This is a genomic window from Microcoleus sp. S13_C3 (genome assembly GCF_036700905.1).
Classification (GTDB): domain Bacteria; phylum Cyanobacteriota; class Cyanobacteriia; order Cyanobacteriales; family Microcoleaceae; genus Microcoleus.
The window spans coordinates 1-18,722 of record NZ_JAUBPT010000157.1; the positions used below are offsets into that span (position 1 = coordinate 1).

Below are 18,722 nucleotides of genomic sequence, written 5' to 3' on the forward strand. Positions count from 1 at the left end.
TTAGAAGGTTTTTTTAGTTATTTAGTAGTGCACAAATTTAGGTATTTGTCAAATTAATTTAGATGCGTTTACCCTGACTCTAAACGCCGAAATAAGACTCGGATTCAGATAGCCAAATTGCACAACCAAATTGCAGATACCCGTAAAGACTTCTTGCACAAACTGTCAACCAAAATAGTTAACGAAAACCAAGTAATTGTTTTGGAAGATTTGAACGTGTCTGGCATGGTCAAAAACCGCAAGCTCTCAAGAGTGATTAGCCAGCAAGGATGGTATGAGTTTAGGGTGTTGTGTGAGGCTAAATCTGAAAAACTAGGTAGGGAATTCAGGGTAATTAGTCGCTCTTCGCCAACCAGTCAAGTGTGTTCGGACTGCGGGTTTAAATGGGGCAAAATAGACCTCTCTATTCGTTGGCTGCTGTGCCTTAATTGTGGCACTCAGCAAGATAGAGATTTGAACGCTGCGAAAAATATACTTCAAGTCGGGATAGGGCATTGCCACGACTCTAAATGTACGCAGAGAGAAGGTAAGACCACTTGTGGCACATCTTGATGAAGCGTAAAGAATCCCCGCGCGTTTACGCTGGGGAGTATGTCAAACTATTCCTAGACGCGACATTGAAAGGTTTTTAGATTTTTCGGGTTCGGACACAGGTACAAAAGGAACAACGCGACTAGGTGCTGCTGGGGGCGGCGCGAACAAACTCGGGTCGGCAACCAACATACTTTCAATTATCGCTGCTGGTTCGGGGCGACTGAACAGATACCCCTGTATGATATCGCACTGATGTTGTTTCAAAAATTCTAGTTCTGCTTCTGTTTCCACTCCCTCAGCAATTACGGTCATATTCAAACTGTGACCCAGTAAAATTACTGCTGTAGTAATAGCAGCATTTTGAGTATCTTCGTTGGCATTACGGACGAAAATTCGATCGATCTTTAAACTGTCAAAAGCAAATTGCTTGAGATATCCTAAAGTAGCGTAACCGGTGCCGAAGTCGTCAATAGCAATCCGAATTCCTAGAGCTTTAAGTTCGTTTAAAGTAGCGCCTGCTACTGTCGCATTTTCCACCAAAGCGCTTTCGGTCATTTCTAATTCTAAATTCGCAGGCTCCAAGCCTGTAGTTTCCAATATTTGCACTATTCGCGCCTTGAGTTCCGGGTCGGACAACTGCCGGGCCGACAAGTTTACTGATATTGTAAAGGGCGAAAACCCCGCCGCCAGCCAACTAGCGGCTTGAGCGCAAGCTGAAAGCAGTACCCACTCGCCAATCTGAATAATTAAACCTGTTTCTTCTGCTAAGGGAATAAATTCGCAGGGAGAAATTATACCTCGATCGGGATTTTGCCAGCGCACTAAAGCTTCCGCGCCGATAACTTGGCCGGTAGCAATATTCACCTGCGGCTGATAGTATACCTGAAACTCACCTTGTTCCAAAGCGTGGCGCAGCAAAGCCTCGAGAGCAAACTTTTCAGGAGAGAGGGTTGTAACCTTGGTGGAGTCGTTAACTAAATCTTTGAGTCTGGCTTCTGCTTGGTGAAGCGCGACTGTCAGCGGTTGAGTAATAGTTTGCCGCTTCAAGACGCGAGAAGCAATGGCTCCCAGCAATTCAGCCTTGGTAAACGGCTTTGTCAGGTAATCGTCGGCCCCCAATTCCATCCCCCGACGAAAATCGGTTTTGTCACTTTGAGCCGTGAGGAAAATAAATGGAATTGTTGCAGCTAGCGAGTTTTGCCGCAGCGTCCGCAACACGTCATAACCGTCTAGTTCCGGCATCTGCACGTCGCACAAAATTAAATCCGGTATCTCCGAAAGTGCCATCTGCACCCCAGCTCGACCGTTTTCGGCCGCAAGGACCCGGTAGCTGTGAGATTCCAGGAGTTGCAGAAGAGTTTCCCGGATTAATTCGTCGTCCTCAATTACCAAAATTTTGAGCATGATACTTAGATAACAGATGCCACTTTATATCTGAACCTGACTAACTCTAGCATACTCAAACTAGCAAATTAATAATTCAGCTAATTAGCCAATAAACCATTAGCCAAATGGCGGAATACTTCCCCTCGGTTCTTAAGTCACAATCAAAGAACTGCCCAAATTGGGAAGATTTCGATCTCTTTCAAGAGCAGAAGACTGCTGCGCCCGACTCGTTTGATAAACTTTTATTACAAAATACCCAATATTTCTCATAAAAAAAAATAGCCAAGAGTTTCAATGCGCCGAGGGCGGAAATTACTCAGGCTATCACTTATATAATGTCCGGTTAATTGTTCATAATTAGTCCGTGTTTGTACTGACAACTAGAGTTTTCGCTCAATGGATGAATCAGGACGCTGCGTTCTGATTCATCCAAAAAAGGATACTTGCTTTCAGACAACAGTCGTGGAGAAAGAAAAATTTTAGATTAAGGTTCAACCTGCCAGATTCATCTGTGAAGTAAATCTAACATCTAAAATCGACTAACGGAGAACTTAATTATGGTTCTCTAACCCGAAATCCTATTATCCACGGCCTTAATTCACAGGCTTAGTGGAATTCGCGCAAAATTTTTCATCTACAATTGCAGAAGTGATACGGACATGGTGCATGGATGATGACGGAATTATCTGGTCTTGCGGAACTACCACCGTCTTTTTACAAACAAGCTCGCTATTGCCTACAGAGGCAAAGTTCCAAGCATAAAATTCTGGAGTGCTGACTGTCGCATTGGCCGGATGTAAACCTAGTGCAGTCACTAATACTAATCCAAAAGTCACTAAAGCTACGATCGCGAATCTCAGCATATTCTTTGTTTGAACAGGAAAACTTACCTGATCGGTATTACCTTATTATTACGCGGGTGGATAGAGAGCGTCAATCGATTTTAGATTTTAGATTTTAGATTTTAGATTTTAGAGGCGACCCCACGGATAAATTCGGGGGCTCCTTTATCGGATACAGGTTTTTTATTTCTGGACGGATGAATGCGGGGGCTTGTATCCTGGATGCTTGATTGTCAATAGCAGTTATTCTGCCGTCACATTCAACTGGTAAGCGATCGGCTCAGATGCCTGAGAAACTACCACAAATTCATAATAACCAGCATCATCAAGCAATCCAGACCAACTCAGCCCCTCTGCATCTTCCAGCAAAGCTCGCGCGCCTTTTGTCCGCCCTGGAGAATAAATTGACAGCAGAGTAGATTTGCGCGGGGCTTGCAAATTCACGCGCAAAGTTTGATTTTGAGCGAACCTGGCAATGTAAGCTTTCCCTTCTCCGGGTTTGAGATTGCCTGTGAGGCTTTTGCTGTTCGATAGGCGGTCAAATTCAACGCTTTCGACAGTTGCTCCAGCTTGTAAGGCTTCGAGTTCGTCGGCGGTAATTGCTTGCCAAATTTGTCCGATCGGCAAACCAATGATATTGCGATCGCGCGGCTGTTGTGGAAACCAATAAAAAAACCTAGCATCAGCCAAATCGTAGAGAGCCCGACTGCTCAAATTCAGCTTGTTAACCTCAGTTTTCCAGCGATCGATATCAGTGGTGTCGTAAGTGCCCAACCGCGCTCTAGCGTCGCTGCTGAGATTTTCCAGCTTATCGAGCAACTCGTCGCCGATTTTCTGCCACCTTTCGCGCCATTGGCGATCTTCCTCGCCTTCTTTTAACAATCGTCCCCCCAATTCCGGGTATTTGGCATAGAAAGTCTCGTCTACAAGGTTGACGTAACCGTTATAAAATCGATCGTCAATTTTGAGCTTGACAAAGCGATCTTGCAAAGCATCTTCTTGCTCCCGCTTCGGGCTTGAAGGCTGGGGAACTTTCTGCACTTTTGATTGCAGATTTAACAAAGAATTGCCCGCAAACCAGCCAACTCCCCCCATACTTGAGAGCACCGCCACCACGAACAAAACCATTTTCCAAGCAGGCATCTTTTGCTGATGGCCAATAGCAGCAACTCGCACCGGAGTTCCCGGCAGTTTTGGCGTGGGGGCGGGTACGGGTATAGGCGAGAGATCCGGCGGCTGCGTGATCCCCAAATCCGGGGCTGGTGGCCAAGGTGGAGGCTGCAAAGGCGGATTGCCGGAGAGAGCGAGCATTACCTCGCGAGCCGAGGAGTAACGCTGGCTCGGCTGCTGAGCAAGCATTTTATCCAGCACTAGGGACAAATTCGGAGACAGAGAACATTCCGCCCGCCAATTCCAATTCAGCGTCTGGCTGTCGAGCAACTGATGGGGTTCCTTCCCCGTCAGCAACACCAAAACCGTGGCCGCCAGAGCGTACAAATCGCTGTGGGGAGAGACAATGCCCATCTGCATCTGTTCGACGGGAGCGTAGCCGAGCTTGCCGATGCGAGTCGCGGGGGCGGGAGTGCCGTTAGCCTCAGCGAAAAGAGACTCTACGGTGGCGGCGACTTGTTTTACTCCGCCAAAGTCGATCAGCACGGGCATTCCGTCAGAACTCCGCAGAATCAGGTTGTCCGGGGAGATGTCGCGGTGAATCACTCCCAAAGAGTGAATGTATTCGAGCAGGGGCAAAATCTGCTGCAGCAATTGATTGATTTCTGCTTCTATAAACCGCAAACCCTGACGCTTGCGGGCGTCGAGCAGGAAGCGGTAGGTTTGACCGGGCACGTAGTCTTGGACGAGAAATAGGTAGCCTCGATCGCTGATACTGACGCGGAAGAGTTCGCGAAAGCGGGGGATTTGATTGTGTTGCAGCTTGTAGAGCACTCCCGCTTCCCGCTCGAACAGTTCCTCGGATTTTTGTAAAGCGTAACTTCCGTGTACTTGGGGCGCAAATTCTTTTAAAACGCAGGGTTCGTTAAATCGGTGGGCGTCTTCAGCGAGGTAGGTGCGCCCGAAGCCTCCGTGTCCCAATTCGCGGACGATGCGGTAGTGGTTGTTGAGAGTTATGCCGGGGTAGATGGGATTGTTCATTGGAACTTGCTGCGTCGGATTTTCACGCTTGACTGAGACTGGGAGTTTTGGGCGATCGCTGAATTAATCTTGACATAGTGTGTCAGTGTTTATTAGTCGATCAGCAGCTTGGCTGTCCCCTGTGGTTATTGTGAAAACAGCGGTTTCGTGCTATGGAAGTTTATTTACTGCGCCATATTTTCGATCGACCTCAAAGTGTGTTCAAATTTTTAGCTTAAACAGCATTCATCCCACACTGAATTTAGAGGGGGATTTATCGAGGCGTAGCCGAGTACCCCCAATAAATCAGTGTGGGATGAATGCGCGACTGACCCAGGGAAAGCGAGTCAGTCAGTAAATGTAGGGGACAGTCGATCAATCCATGCCTCTACCATCTGGGTTATGGTTTTTTCTCTTCCTTCGGCAAGTGCTTTCAGTTTATTGAGTCGTTTCTCCGATAATTCGGATATGCAGGTTTTTATTTTTCATGTCGTGTTGTCGATGCGAACACAATAATGCTAATTTGACATTCAAGGAGTGCAACCATGAGAACGGCTTACCAGTACAAACTACGTCCAACAAAACAACAGGTCATTGAGCTAGACAGATGGCTATCCATGCTATGCGCTCAGTACAATTATCTGTTGGCTGACAGATTTAAGTGGTACGAACAAAATCGTTCTCCTGTTAACGCTTGCTCTCTTGTCTGCTACCTACCTGAACTGCGAGACAATCCTGATTATTACTCGCAAAAGAAAACGTTACCTCAACTAAAAAAAACGCATCCTTGGTATAGCGAGATATATTCGCAAGTCCTTCAAGATGTAGTTAAGCGGGTTAAGATAACGTTTGACCGTTTCTTGAAAGGTGACAGCAACGGGAAACGTAGCGGTAAACCTCGTTTTAAGGCTCGGAATCGCTATCGCACCTTTACGTATCCACAAATGAAAGAGGGATGCTTACAGGGCAACTTGATTAACTTGCCGATGTTTGGGAAAGTTAAAGTTGTCTTGCATCGCCCTATCCCTGATGGGTTCAAAATCAAAATCGCATCTGTCACCAAGAAAGCTGATGGTTATTACCTTACGCTCTCCCTCGAAGACAAAACAGTTCCAGAGATTAAGCCAGATTTCAATCCTCGTTCGATAACAGGTATTGACGTAGGGCTGAAGGAGTTTTTGACAACCTCTGAGGGCGAAACAGTCGCCCCGCCCCAATATTACCGTAAAGAACAAAAACGCTTACGAACTATTCAAAAGCGAGTGTCACGTTGCAAGAAAGGCAGTAGCCGGAGGCAGAAGGCAGTGAAGCAGTTAGGAAAGTGTCACAAAAAAGTAGCTGATAAGCGCAAAGATTTTCACTTCAAGACAGCTAAGTGGCTGCTATCAAAATATGACGTAATCGCGCACGAGGATTTAAATATTAAAGGTCTAGCTCGTACAAGATTAGCTAAGTCTGTGTTGGATGCTGGGTGGTCAAGCTTTCTGTCGATATTAACAAACAAAGCCGTAAATGCTGGTTTGTTGGTTGTCCCAGTAAGCGCCAATAATACTTCACAAGATTGCTCTAATTGCGGTGAGAAAGTACCAAAAAAGCTGCATATTCGTTGGCATGACTGCCCTTATTGTGGGTGTAGTCTAGACCGCGATCATAATGCCGCAATTGTTGTCAAAAATAGAGCGGTGGGGCAACCCGTTCTTAAAGCTCAGTTAATGTCCTATGCCATAGCAGGAGTCGCTGAGAAGCCTAAACCATACTGTACTCAGTTGGTTTAGGAGTTGTCACTGTCCAGCCCAATGTGCCATCCGGTCGCGCCGCGCTACTAATTGACTCTTGAGCGATCGAGGTGCAAAATACCCATTTTAAGGAGCCAATCATGCAGCCAGAACAGCGTCAGCGAGCAATTGGGGCGTTTGAAGAGTTTTTGAGGGCGCCGCTTGAGGAACGATTGCAACACCAGCAGAATCGAGTTGCCGAATCCGGGGCGATGGCGCTTTTTCAAAGAGTCGCGGCCACAGTACCAGCTTACCAGACTTTCCTAGCTGGACTCAACATCAATCCCGCCTCAATTCAAACCTTTGAAGACTTCCAAAAATTGCCGCTAATTACCAAAGAGAATTATTTACGCTGTCACCCGCTACCTCAGTTGTGCTACCAGGGCCAATTAGAAACTTGCGATTTCATTGCTGTTTCATCTGGTTCGACAGGAAACCCGACCTTTTGGCCGCGTTTTATCAGCGACGAGTTGCAAATTGCTGCTCGTTTTGAACAAATATTTCACGACAGTTTTTACGCCGACACTCGCTCAACTTTAGCTGTGATTTGCTTTGCGTTGGGAACTTGGGTAGGCGGAATGTACACGGCAAATTGCTGCCGCTATCTAGCGAGTAAGGGCTATCCCGTTACAGTTGTGACGCCTGGGAATAATAAGACTGAAATATTTCGAGTTGTGCAGGAACTGGGGGAGCATTTTGAGCAAGTAGTTTTGTTGGGATATCCGCCATTTATCAAGGATGTGATTGATAGCGGAATTGCTGGGGGCGTGGAGTGGCAAAAATATCGAATTAAGATGGTGTTTGCGGGGGAAGTGTTTAGCGAAGAATGGCGGAGTTTGGTGAGCGATCGCACTAATTCTGACAATCTATATTACAACTCTGCGAGCCTTTACGGTACTGCGGATGCGGGCGTTTTGGGCAACGAGACACCGCTGAGTATTTGCATCCGTCGCTTTTTAGCAAAAAATCCCGAAGCAGCACGCAATTTATTCGGGGAATCGCGGTTGCCTACGCTGGTACAGTACGATCCGAAAAGCCGCTTTTTTGAAGTGAATAATGACGGCACGCTATTATTTTCTGGCGACAATGGCATCCCGCTAATACGCTATCACATCTCCGATAACGGCGGTTTAATTTCTTACGAAGCAATGCTCAATTTTTTGGCAGAATGGGGATTTAACCCTGTGGCACGTTTGCAGCAAGCAGCAGGTATGAAAGTTCCTGATTTCCCCAGAGGAATTCGCTGCTTGCCCTTTGTCTATGTATTCGGGCGATCCTCTTCGAGGGCTTCGCTAACGCACTTCACCGTTTCCTACTTCGGTGCTAACATTTACCCGGAAAATGTCACCGTAGGTTTAGAAGTTCCCACGATTCGGGAATGGGTGACGGGAAAATTTGTACTGCAAGTCAGGGAGAATGCGGAGCAAAATCGGTTTTTATCGGTGGTTGTGGAATTAGCGGCGGGGGTGGAGGGCGACGAGGAGATGAAACAGGCGATCGCATCTTCAATTCTCGCGCAATTGCGGCGGCTAAACAGCGAATTTGCTAATTATGTGCCGCCCGAATATCAGTTACCTGTGGTGACATTAACGGAGACGGGCGATGCAGAGTATTTTCCGATGGGAGTGAAGCATCGATACACGCGGCAGTAAACCGTGTTTTTGTGAGTAGGGGTTGCACTAAATTGTATCGGGATCAATATTTAATTCTCGCAGTTTCGCGGCCAGGCGCTCGGCTCGTTGAGCTTCTTGTCCGGCTCGTTGAGTCTCCGTTTCTGCAACCTCTTGAGGAGTAGGGACAAGCTCTCCTTCTGCTGTAAAGAAACGCAATTTTCCGCCACAAATTCCGAGACTCAAATCGAGCTGCTGACTCCGCAAATGCCCGAATTCGTTCGGTGCGATTGCTTCATATTCCCCGTCAACTAAATGAAACCCAGCTAATTCTAAAGTTTCTGGGTCAAACCAAAAGTAGTCGTGAGTGCGAAAAGTATCTTGATATAGTTGTTTCTTAAAGTTTTTATCTATATCCGCTGTTTTGGGAGACAGGATTTCAACGATGATATTGGGGTACTTTCCGTCTTCTTCCCAAACTACCCAGCTTTTCCGAGTTTTGCGTTCAGTTCCGAGTACCACAAAAAAGTCTGGGCCTCGGAAGTCTTTCGATTTGAGTTGCTTGGGACTGTAATAAATGGTGAGGTTTCCAGCAGCATAGAAATTGTTTCTATCTCGCCACAGCCATTCTAGACAGTTGAAGAGTAGGATTATTTGTCGGAGATGCAGTTCTGTTTCCACGGGAGGTTCGTCACTGTATAAATCGCCTGAAGGAAAGATAACATTTTCTGGTATCTCTTGTTCTGGTATTTCTTGGGTAGTAGCTAATTCTGCGGTTGCGGACATGGCTGCTGGGTGAGGAGTAAGAGGTTGTGTGTCTATTTTAGCAAACTTTTCATATCTCTGCCGACTATTCTCAAAGCCCGATCGCACTTTTTGCCCAAAAATGCGATCGAACACCGAATAATTAGTCTTTAACTATTAGCAATTATCGTTTTATTGACCGTCAGCTTCCCTGAGAGCCGCCAGAATTTCCGGTCGTTTCATGCGCGCGTAGCCCCGCACTTTCCGGTCTTTGCCGATCGCCTTCAACCGTCTCAGCGAAAGACTTTCGTAGTCATCCTCTGGGGACGGGGACGGAAACGGCAACTCTAACTGCAACTGCGGTAACTGAGGTTTCTGCTGTGCTTTCGACTGCTTCTTCGGCTGCATTTTTGACTGCTTCTTCGGCGGTGCCTCTGGCTGTCTTTCTGAGTGAGTCGCTGCGGCTCCCAGTTGGCTGCGGAGCGTTTCAATTTGATTTTTCAGGTCATTTTCTACGTCTTCGATGGCGTCGGAAACAAACTGATTAATTGTTTGAACTGTGCGTTCTAATTTTATTGACAGCAGTTTTTCCAGTTCATCCAACTGTCTCAAAGCGCCTGCAAGATTTACCTCCGAAATAACAGCAGAGGTTGGCGGACGGTTGCTGCTCGATTGTTCAACTTTTTTAGCCATTTTATCTACCTTTTCATGAAATGCTTTTTCCACTTGTTCGAGCAAATGCTTAATCTGTTCTATTTGGTTACGCTCAAAGTTCTGCTCAGTGAGAGCGTTTACGTGTTTTTTTAGCAGCTCTTCATTTTTTTTAACAGATTGTTCTATTTGTTTTGTTAGACTATCTACTTTTTTTTGAAATGATAGCTCAAATTGTTGCAGTAGAGTCTCAATTTGTGCAGGTTTCTGAGTCGGTTGCGGAGCTAAATGTTCCATTTCTGCTTGAGCAACCGCCACCTCCTCGTCGGTCATTTCAAATACCCACGCCCACATTTGCTCAATGCCGAGTTCTTTAGCAACAATACACCAATCTGAGCCGCAGACAACTTCATATTCTTCTTCGTTGCTGTAAGCTTCTGTAGGGCGTACAATTAAAGGAATTAAGTTGCTGCCTTGCTCGATCAGACTTCTCCTGAGAGCTTCGCGACGTTCGCGAGGAATTTCGCCCCGCTGAGGCTCTGGCACTGCAATTTGGGAAGTGTAAATCTGACTGTGACTAATTGGCTTTATCCGCAAATATTCAACTATTCGGTTTTGATCGGACGATCGATCCATCTTGTTACAAGTCCCCTTTTGTCATTAAAATCAGGTGTGTAGGTATTTATGTATATCGACGCGGTTTCCCGTGGGGTGACATCCCTGGTGAGGGGCAAAAGTTACTGCAATTCCTAAAAAAAGCGACTGTGATGAGTTTAACTGGCTGTGGGACACCAACGATCCACTGCTTTACTCATCTTTACTTATTTTGGCGTCAGGGCGATCGGGCTGGCGTTGCGAGTAGCAGCAGGACTTGCGAGTTATGAGTATTTTTGCCACTTGTCAATTATTTTAATCATTGTTTTGTCGGTTAACCCTTTAACACGTTCCACCACATTTGCAAATGAGACAAACGGCCGCACATCTCGCTCTTTGAGTATTATTTGGATTATTGGAAGCTTCAAGCCAGCATCTTTCAAATTAGCCGACAGTTGATTTTTCTCTAAAGTATTGAGTGCTTCCAACAGCGACATTGATTCGGAAGCTACGTTTTCAAATTCTGGTATCCTCTCTACCACCACTTGTTTTTGTGGTGGCGACTCTGCTTTCAACTCATTAATTCTGTTGTCTAACCCAGCTTCAACTAACAGAGGTACTTGTTGTAAGATTCGGTTTTCAAGTTCTTGTATACTCTGCGCTAAAACTTGTTGTTCACGGGCGTACTCGGCTTTTAATTCATTGATTTGACTTGCAAACAGGGCTTCAATATTTGTTAGTCGCTGTTCTAAACTAGATGAATCTTCGGGAGTTTCATTTTCACCTAAATTAGGGACTTCGACCAAAGAAACCGGGTTTGTTATTGAATCTGCGGGCGGCGACGAAGTATTTTCGTACAAAAACCCGGTTTCTGGGTTCTCAACTAAATTCTCAATGATTGCGGTTTTTCTGAGAATTTCAAGTTGTTCGAGGAGAAGTTCTTCATTTTCTTCTTCCAGAATGAATGCTCCGATTGTCTCGCCTTTGAGAGGTTCTATTTCCTTTGCTCTCGCCGCTGCGTAGTATTCAAAGTCTCCGTCTACTATTTCGTAGGCATCCATACCGTTGCGGCGGACAATTATGGGGTTGATCAATCCTCCTAATTCTAAAATCAGTTGCGCCAGTTTCTCCAAATCCGGCTCTGCAAAATTGGAACGGGGCACTGCGGATGTAATTTTTTTAACTGCAACCAGTGACGGAGATAATTTTTTCATTAGTTTTTACCTATTTTTTCCAAAACTTCGAGTGCTAGCATTTCAAATTCTTGGGAGGCGATGGAATCTGGCTTAAAGTCTAGCACTGAAATGGGATCGGCGATTTCCATATTTCCCACGATTTGAAATTGTTCTGCACACTTGGCCAAATCATCTCTCTCGTAAATTACGCTGTCCATGATTTCAAAGCCGTAGCGTTTGGGAATTGCCTCCCTCCGCTTGGGCAAACTGTACTGTACAAATTTAGAATTAGTGGAAATTTTGCAAGAGAGTACGCCTAAAACTTCTAGTGGTTTCTTGCCAATTTGTTTTTTGAATCCATTAACTTTTTTAATAAAATCCTTGACATTAATCAGTCCTTGATTGGCAAAAGGTTTTAAGTCAGAAGGAATAATTAAATAATCCGCCGCAATTAGAGCAACTCTAGCATAAAAATTCAAAGATGGCGGCGTATCGATCAGTACAATATCATATTTATTCTGTACTTCTGCTAGTTTCTGAATTAAAATCATGCGGCTGTAATCTAGTTGATTGAGTTCCGTTTCATATTGCATTAAATCAATGTGGGAAGGAATCACATCAATTTCGGGATGGCAAAAATTAGACTTGCGAGCTACTTCTGCGATGGAGAAAAAGTCTTCTGATTGCAAAACTTGAAGAATATTATTATCTTTCAAATCGTCTTGTTCTTCATCCTCAAATTTTACTAAACCAGTCGCAAAGGTTGTATTTGCCTGACTGTCTAAGTCTATGACTAATACTCTGTTACCTTTCTTGCTCAGCGCAGCAGCTAAATTGACTACTGTTGTAGTTTTGCCAACGCCACCTTTATTGTGGTAAACTGCAATGATTTTCATAGTATTTTGGCTTTTTTGGGGAACGGTTACATCTGATTTAACTTGAGGCTTAACTGGATAATTTTCAGGTATTTGTTCCGGTTCAGAGATTTGACTTGGCTCAGGTTCTGCGGGGGCGGGATTGTTGGGCTGTAATGGGACTTCGCTAATTAACTCAGGACTAACCAAATTAATTTTACTATCTTCCAGTTCGAGATTATCGGGATTTTTTATAAATCTTAAACGATCTCTGCCAATTAAAGCGATAATTTCATCAATTGTATTTTCAATGTCTTGTCCAGCACACTTAAAGACTAGCTCAATATGATCGGCGACTCTTTCGTAAATTCTAATTTCTTTACCGTTAGTTATGAGTCCGTAGCGGATGCTCAAACTTGTTAAATAGCGAGTGAGTTTTCGCAGGTGGCGGTCTAAATTTTCCTTCGGATGTTTAGCCTCCATAACTACACTCATCGGCGAGTCTGCATCGACAAGTATGGGAATAACTGGGGCGGCAAATGAGAGGAAGTCTAGACGAATATTCCCAAATGCTATTTCTTGATGCCAAGTGTCGGGGGTATAGCCTAGTTTTGGTAGCAGATAGCTGACAATGAGTTTGCTTTCTACTTCGCTTTCGTTGCGACAGTTATTGGGATTGAAAGTCATTCGATTTTAGATTTTAGATTTTAGATTTTAGATTTTAGATTTTAGATTGGGAATGACTGATTTAATAATGGTAGGGATTGTGATATTGACAGTAGGGCGCGCATTCCGCATCTTACAAAGGCTACGGATTGTAATATCGAAAAACCCGGTTGTGTTTTACAAACCGGGTTTTTCTGGCATTTATCGCGTTTAAAACTTACTTTGTTTTAGCGTTAAATTCCTGCAATGTTTGATAGCCGCCAGCGGGATTGTACAAGTGACAGTTGTCGGTTATCCGCTTCATCAAAGACCAAGAAAACTCGGTTTCGTAGAGATGATCTTGCCAATTTTCCTTTAAGCTGCTGTGGGCGAGGCGCAAATTGTACCAGGGGATAGCAGTTGAAAGGTGGTGGGGAACGTGGACGTTAATGTCGTGGCACAGAAACTCTACCCAGCGGGGATAATCGCAGTGAACTGTTCCCGATAGTTGCGCTTGGGCTTCGTTCCATTCTTCGGGTTCTTTAAATGAAATGTCTGGTGCTGTGTGGTGAACCATCGTAAAAGTGCTCATCCAGAAATGGTAAACCAACCAGGGCATCAACCAAAATTTGACAAATCCCCAAATGCCTGTGGTTGCAATTAAAATCGGGAATCCGATCGCAGCACCGATTAAAACTACAAAAACTGAAAACCGGACTTGTTCTTGTTGCTGTTTGCCTTTGAAGCGCCACCACTTAAAGTGTACTTTTGCCCAGTGGGCGATCGAGCCAATCCACCACATCCGACCGAATATTAAACTATAAGCTATTTGTAAAGGCTTGGACGCGCCAGTGTAGTCTGCTGCTGTCATCGGGTGCCAAGCATTATCCTCACCAAGTTTATTGGTGTGCTTGTGGTGATAATTGTGGCCGTGCCGCCATGCGTGAAACGGATAAATTAACGGCAGAAATGCAATATGTCCGACTAAATCGTTTACCCAGCGGCGGTTAGCAAATGACCTGTGCCCGCAGTCGTGGCCGATCACAAAAAAACCGGTTAATCCGGTTCCTGTGAAAATCCACATTAGGGGTAGTAGAAACCAAGGAGAGACTGCTATGCCCCAATAACCAACAGCAACGAGCAAAACGTTGACGATTACTTTTGTCCAAGCTTTGCGGGGGTTTTTGACGAATACTTCCCGCGGCAGGGTTTTGAGAATATCTTTGAGGCGCAAGTTGGAGGTGTCACTTGCGGATGTCAAATTTAGTGGTTTTTCGATCGATGCTGTCATAAACTGATTTCGATTCTCCGTATGCCATGAGCATGGCTTAACAAATTAGCGCAATAAAAAAGCGCAGTAAAATGTCAGCTCGTTGCCAGATTGTGGCAGACGAGTTGAGCAGTAGGCAAACGCGTTTTAGCAAATGCTAGCGATCGCTATCCGCAGTTAGGAATTTCTAGCACTTTTGGCAAAAAATACTGCGGGTAGCAAAACCTTTGTTTTTTTGACACTCCCCAACCTAAAGGTGTGGGGATTCTTAATTCAGCGACTAACCTTTAAGTGCTACGTCCTTGCGGCAATACTCAAACCTTTTAACCGTAGAAATCCTACCAATTAACGAGCCCGATTCGCAGTCACCCCAGAGGGCCTATCTCCAAAAGCGTACTAGGATATTGACCTAGAATTCGGGTATGCCCTACCCTATCTAAAAAAAGTGAATTGTTTTTTTTTCTGGTTATGAGGCTGTATTAAGGCCCTAGCTGTTTTGAGAGTTTTCGCCGCTCTTTGTCCCCCGGTTTACGCCTAAAAGTGTGTCTGAGTCCCTGTTTCACGATGGCGAAGGAGTTTAACCTTGACTTTTATAGTATACATACTACACTACAAAAACCAGCAATTCCCTGATTTTTGGGAATGGGTTTAAGAAATTAAAGCCGTCCTGGAAGGACGGGGTTTTAAACCCAATTTCCCGATAACACAGGGGTAGCACAGTTGGCATTAGCGGCTGTTGTCTGCTAATTGCTGTTGCTACCAGAATTCGGGTCGAGAGCCGGCAAGCCAGCGATCGAGCGTTGCTGTTTGAGGCTTTGCACTTCCAGCAGCAAGGATTCGATTTCTGCTTGCAAGTGCAGGAACTTAACTTGCTGATCGGCTTGGTAGGGGCACTTTAGCAAATCTACTTTGCGGGCCAAACTGGTCGATAGGCTAGAAGAACTAGCCGTTTCGGGGTTGCTCGCGGTGACTTGAGGCCGGGAAAGAGTGGATGAATTATTTGACATTAGTAATTGAGTAGACATATCTACACATTCACACCATTAAGTTACTTTAACCTGAACCGATCGTATTAAACATCAAATTAACCGATCGAGCTAAAATTAGTGTAAATTTTAGTGTAAATTCCTTGGCCCTTGCCTAAAACCATTGACATCGTGACCCTGATTCTACCTGCTACAGACTCTGCTGCTAACTCCGCTGCCCGCGCCGCCGAGCCGAAACGCTACGGCTGGCCCGGCTTGATCGAAGCTTATCGCCCCTACCTGCCGGTGACGGAAACCACGCCGGTAGTGACCCTCCAAGAAGGCAATACTCCCCTGATTCCAGCACCTGCGATCGCCTCTCTCATCGGTAGAGACGTGCGCGTCTTGGTGAAATACGACGGCCTCAACCCCACTGGTAGTTTCAAAGACCGGGGGATGACAATGGCGATTTCCAAGGCGAAGGAAGCTGGTGCCGAAGCTGTAATTTGCGCCAGTACCGGCAATACCTCGGCCTCGGCGGCCGCCTACGCCCGACGCGGGGGGATGCGAGCTTTCGTATTGATTCCCGAAGGTTACGTGGCTTTGGGCAAGCTGGCGCAAGCTTTGCTTTACGGTGCGGAAGTAATTTCGATTGGCGGAAATTTCGATCGAGCCTTAGAAATTGTCCGCGAAATGGCTGTCAATTATCCGGTGACATTGGTCAACTCCGTCAATCCTTACCGCTTGGAAGGCCAAAAAACCGGTGCTTTTGAAGTGGTGGACGCTTTAGGCGACGCCCCCGACTGGCTGTGCATTCCCGTGGGAAATGCGGGAAACATCACAGCATACTGGATGGGTTTTTGTCAATACCACCAAGCCAAAAAATGTTCGCGCTTGCCACAGATGATGGGATTTCAAGCCGCCGGGGCTGCACCGTTGGTAACGGGCTCACCGGTATCGCACCCAGAAACCCTAGCGACGGCAATTCGGATCGGCAACCCTGCTAGCTGGAAACAGGCGATCGCAGCTTCCGAAGCCAGCCGTGGCAGTTTTGCTGCCGTCACCGACGCCGAAATTCTCGACGCTTACCGTTTGTTAGCATCACAGGAAGGAATTTTCTGCGAACCAGCCAGTGCAGCTTCTGTGGCCGGTTTGCTGAAGGTAAAAGACCAAGTTCCGACTGGGGCGACGGTGGTTTGCGTGCTAACTGGTAACGGTTTGAAAGACCCGGATACCGCAATTAATCACAGCAACAATCAATTTAAAAGCGGCATTGCTCCGAGTTTAGATGCAGTAGCTGGGGCGATGGGATTTTAAGAAGTTAGTTGGCAGTTGTCAGTTGTCAGTTGTCAGTTGTGTTCTTTGTGTCCTCTGTGATTCATTTAAACTAAGATATTGCACCGGCGGTCAACAACCTGTAGGGGCGGGTTCACCAACAATATCTAACAAGTACCAACAATCTGAATAAACCCGCCCCCACCCAACAGTAAATCGCAATCTACCTCTTTTAAGATACAAGGGGCTCCTTACTCAATAGCTTTCAAGGATACCAAAAGACTAAAAAACCCGCCCCCACCCCGCGCGAAAGTCCTCGATTGATATTGTTGTAAGATATCAGTTTAAATTCACATCTTGCACCAATATAAGAAACAGGCAAGATGCCTGTTCCACTCTTAGTTAAAATCTTTTGTGGGGAGTAGGGGTTGGGCATCTTGCCCGCCCGTAATATCAATTCCGGTTGTATCGGAATGATGAAACCGCAGAGGACACAGAGGATACAGAGAAAGGGAAGAGAGAGATGAATAATTCCGATGCCAACGGATTTGATATAAACCCATCGAAACAGGCAAGATGCCTGTTCCACTTTTAGTTAACATCTCTTGTGGGGAGTAGGGGTTGGGCATCTTGCCTGCCCCTAAACGCGACATCCTATATTTTCGCCTGAGATATCCATGCACCCAAAAAATCAGGATGAGCTCACAATTTATGCTCGGAGTTAGTATCAATAAACTCCTTTGAAATATCTTTTTTCTCAATAAACTCAGCGAGACAATTTTGTCATTATATTATGACTAGCCCTACTGCAACCCTGTTAATTGCCTGTCCCGATCGCAAAGGACTCGTCGCCTTACTTGCTAACTTTATCGCATCCCACAACGGCAATATCATCCACGCGGATCACCATACAGATTTTACCGCCGGATTATTTCTGAGCCGACTCGAATGGCAATTAGATGATTTTGACTTAACCACCGAACAAATAACACCTGCTTTTAGTGAAATTGCCAAGGACTTACAAGCCAATTGGCAATTGCATTTCTCTCATAAAATTAGACGCATCGCAATCTGGGTAAGCCGTCAAGATCACTGTTTATTAGACTTGATTTGGCGACAGCGCTCGCAAGAAATCAGAGGTGAAATTCCGCTGATAATCAGCAACCATGAAAAATTAAAGCCCATTGCCGCACAATACGGTATCGACTTTGAGTATATTCCCATTACTAAAGACAATAAAGCTATTCAAGAAGCACAACAGTTAGAACTTCTTAAAAAATATAATATTGATTTAGTTGTTTTGGCGAAATATATGCAAATATTGAGTCAAGACTTTATCAGAAAGTTTCCCCATGTGATTAATATTCACCATTCATTTTTACCCGCGTTTGTGGGTGCAAATCCCTACGAAAGAGCTTATGAAAGAGGGGTGAAAATTATCGGTGCAACAGCCCACTATGTTACACCAGATTTAGATGCTGGCCCGATTATCGAACAAGATGTTGTGCGCGTCAGTCACCGCGATGAAGTCTCTGATTTGATTCGCAAAGGTAAAGATTTAGAAAGGGTTGTCTTAGCAAGAGCCGTGCGATATCATTTACAAAATCGTGTTTTAGTTTACGGCAATCGGACTGTGGTTTTTGCTTGAAAATTAGGCATCATATCAATCTTGGTTTGTTACTCCTTCGATCGCTCGGCGAGTGATATCAATTCCGGTTGCACGATCGCAGTGCAGCGAACCCCAAAGTTTTCTCGGCGTTGCTGAATACAGGAATGAATTCACGATTTCCCAATGGCTATAGGCCCGCTTGAGGGTGAGTTTTGTAACATCAAGCGAAAAGGTGATTCATACCATGAATCAGCAACGCCAAAACCAGAATGCCTGCTCTCAAACAATTCTCATTCGCGGATAACTGAGCCGTAGCATCATGTTTTCCGAGCTGCCTAAACTTCAGGGTGAAATCAGAAATATTAAGCGAATTACCAACAAATTTAATTCGAGAATTTAGATCGGTCAGATATTCCTGAGTCAGCGCTTGGTTTACTATGGCGAACTTCCGGCTGTGACGACACAAACAGAAGCTATTGAGGCTGCCTTGCGAATAGCAAGACGTATCAAGAAAGAAGCAATGCTTGCGATTATTAAAAGCTGTTCGTGAGGAACTATAGCCTTTCTCAGAAAGATGAGGTACTCATGGGCATAGGGCATAGGCCTCCGTGGGCATAGGGCATAGGCCTCCGTGGGCATACCTCACCACGCTTGAGAACCGCT

Annotated in this window: 15 protein-coding genes; 5 read left to right on the forward strand and 10 right to left on the reverse strand. The window is 45.4% G+C overall.

Annotated elements, in window-relative coordinates:
• Window positions 1-117 precede the first annotated feature (117 nt).
• Entirely contained in the window at window positions 118-552 is a 435-nt protein-coding gene (locus QUA16_RS29670; protein ID WP_445252210.1) for an RNA-guided endonuclease InsQ/TnpB family protein, read from the forward strand.
• Window positions 553-594: 42 nt separating this feature from the next.
• Here QUA16_RS29670 and QUA16_RS29675 read toward each other — a convergent pair whose 3' ends face one another.
• The 3 genes from QUA16_RS29675 to QUA16_RS29685 all read right to left on the reverse strand — a co-directional run bounded on the left by QUA16_RS29675 (window position 595) and on the right by QUA16_RS29685 (window position 4,913).
• Complete coding sequence (locus tag QUA16_RS29675) at window positions 595-1,938, reverse strand: EAL domain-containing response regulator (protein ID WP_333107762.1); 1,344 nt, start codon at window positions 1,936-1,938, stop codon at window positions 595-597.
• A gap of 575 nt (window positions 1,939-2,513) precedes the next feature.
• Window positions 2,514-2,783 carry a hypothetical protein gene (locus QUA16_RS29680; protein WP_333107763.1) on the reverse strand — a complete coding sequence of 90 codons (270 nt, stop codon included), beginning with the start codon at window positions 2,781-2,783 and terminating at the stop codon, window positions 2,514-2,516.
• Window positions 2,784-3,005: 222 nt separating this feature from the next.
• Window positions 3,006-4,913, reverse strand: coding sequence for a serine/threonine-protein kinase (locus tag QUA16_RS29685; RefSeq protein WP_333107764.1), 1,908 nt, complete (start codon window positions 4,911-4,913; stop codon window positions 3,006-3,008).
• A 524-nt stretch (window positions 4,914-5,437) separates the two neighbouring features.
• On the opposite strand from QUA16_RS29685, the gene QUA16_RS29690 reads away from it, so the two are divergent.
• Both QUA16_RS29690 and QUA16_RS29695 read left to right on the forward strand, forming a co-directional pair.
• Complete coding sequence (locus QUA16_RS29690; protein ID WP_333107765.1) at window positions 5,438-6,667, forward strand: transposase; 1,230 nt, start codon at window positions 5,438-5,440, stop codon at window positions 6,665-6,667.
• A gap of 101 nt (window positions 6,668-6,768) precedes the next feature.
• Window positions 6,769-8,319 (forward strand): phenylacetate--CoA ligase family protein, encoded by a 1,551-nt coding sequence (locus QUA16_RS29695; RefSeq protein ID WP_333107766.1) that lies wholly within the window; start codon window positions 6,769-6,771, stop codon window positions 8,317-8,319.
• 27 nt (window positions 8,320-8,346) lie between these two features.
• Here QUA16_RS29695 and QUA16_RS29700 read toward each other — a convergent pair whose 3' ends face one another.
• The 6 genes from QUA16_RS29700 to QUA16_RS29725 form a co-directional block, all read right to left on the reverse strand.
• Complete coding sequence (locus QUA16_RS29700) at window positions 8,347-9,063, reverse strand: Uma2 family endonuclease (protein ID WP_333107774.1); 717 nt, start codon at window positions 9,061-9,063, stop codon at window positions 8,347-8,349.
• Window positions 9,064-9,213: 150 nt separating this feature from the next.
• A complete protein-coding gene (locus tag QUA16_RS29705) occupies window positions 9,214-10,308 on the reverse strand; it encodes a Rho termination factor (modular protein) (protein ID WP_333107767.1) in 1,095 nt (364 codons plus the stop codon).
• 242 nt (window positions 10,309-10,550) lie between these two features.
• Complete coding sequence (locus QUA16_RS29710; RefSeq protein ID WP_333107768.1) at window positions 10,551-11,480, reverse strand: ParB N-terminal domain-containing protein; 930 nt, start codon at window positions 11,478-11,480, stop codon at window positions 10,551-10,553.
• Window positions 11,480-12,982: an AAA family ATPase gene (locus QUA16_RS29715; protein WP_333107769.1), complete on the reverse strand. Its 1,503-nt coding sequence runs from the start codon at window positions 12,980-12,982 to the stop codon at window positions 11,480-11,482. The genes QUA16_RS29710 and QUA16_RS29715 overlap by 1 nt, the downstream gene beginning before the upstream one ends.
• A 196-nt stretch (window positions 12,983-13,178) precedes the next feature.
• Complete coding sequence (locus tag QUA16_RS29720; RefSeq protein WP_333107770.1) at window positions 13,179-14,231, reverse strand: fatty acid desaturase; 1,053 nt, start codon at window positions 14,229-14,231, stop codon at window positions 13,179-13,181.
• Between the two features lie 722 nt (window positions 14,232-14,953).
• Window positions 14,954-15,235, reverse strand: a complete 282-nt coding sequence (locus tag QUA16_RS29725; protein ID WP_333107771.1) for a hypothetical protein — start codon at window positions 15,233-15,235, stop codon at window positions 14,954-14,956.
• A 132-nt stretch (window positions 15,236-15,367) separates the two neighbouring features.
• Between QUA16_RS29725 and thrC the strand changes: the two genes are divergently transcribed.
• Window positions 15,368-16,492 (forward strand): threonine synthase, encoded by a 1,125-nt coding sequence (gene thrC / locus QUA16_RS29730; RefSeq protein WP_333181556.1) that lies wholly within the window; start codon window positions 15,368-15,370, stop codon window positions 16,490-16,492.
• Window positions 16,493-16,848: 356 nt separating this feature from the next.
• Here thrC and QUA16_RS29735 read toward each other — a convergent pair whose 3' ends face one another.
• Complete coding sequence (locus QUA16_RS29735) at window positions 16,849-17,079, reverse strand: hypothetical protein (RefSeq protein ID WP_333181558.1); 231 nt, start codon at window positions 17,077-17,079, stop codon at window positions 16,849-16,851.
• A gap of 164 nt (window positions 17,080-17,243) precedes the next feature.
• On the opposite strand from QUA16_RS29735, the gene purU reads away from it, so the two are divergent.
• Window positions 17,244-18,098 carry a formyltetrahydrofolate deformylase gene (gene purU / locus QUA16_RS29740; RefSeq protein WP_333107773.1) on the forward strand — a complete coding sequence of 285 codons (855 nt, stop codon included), beginning with the start codon at window positions 17,244-17,246 and terminating at the stop codon, window positions 18,096-18,098.
• Window positions 18,099-18,722: the final 624 nt, after the last annotated feature.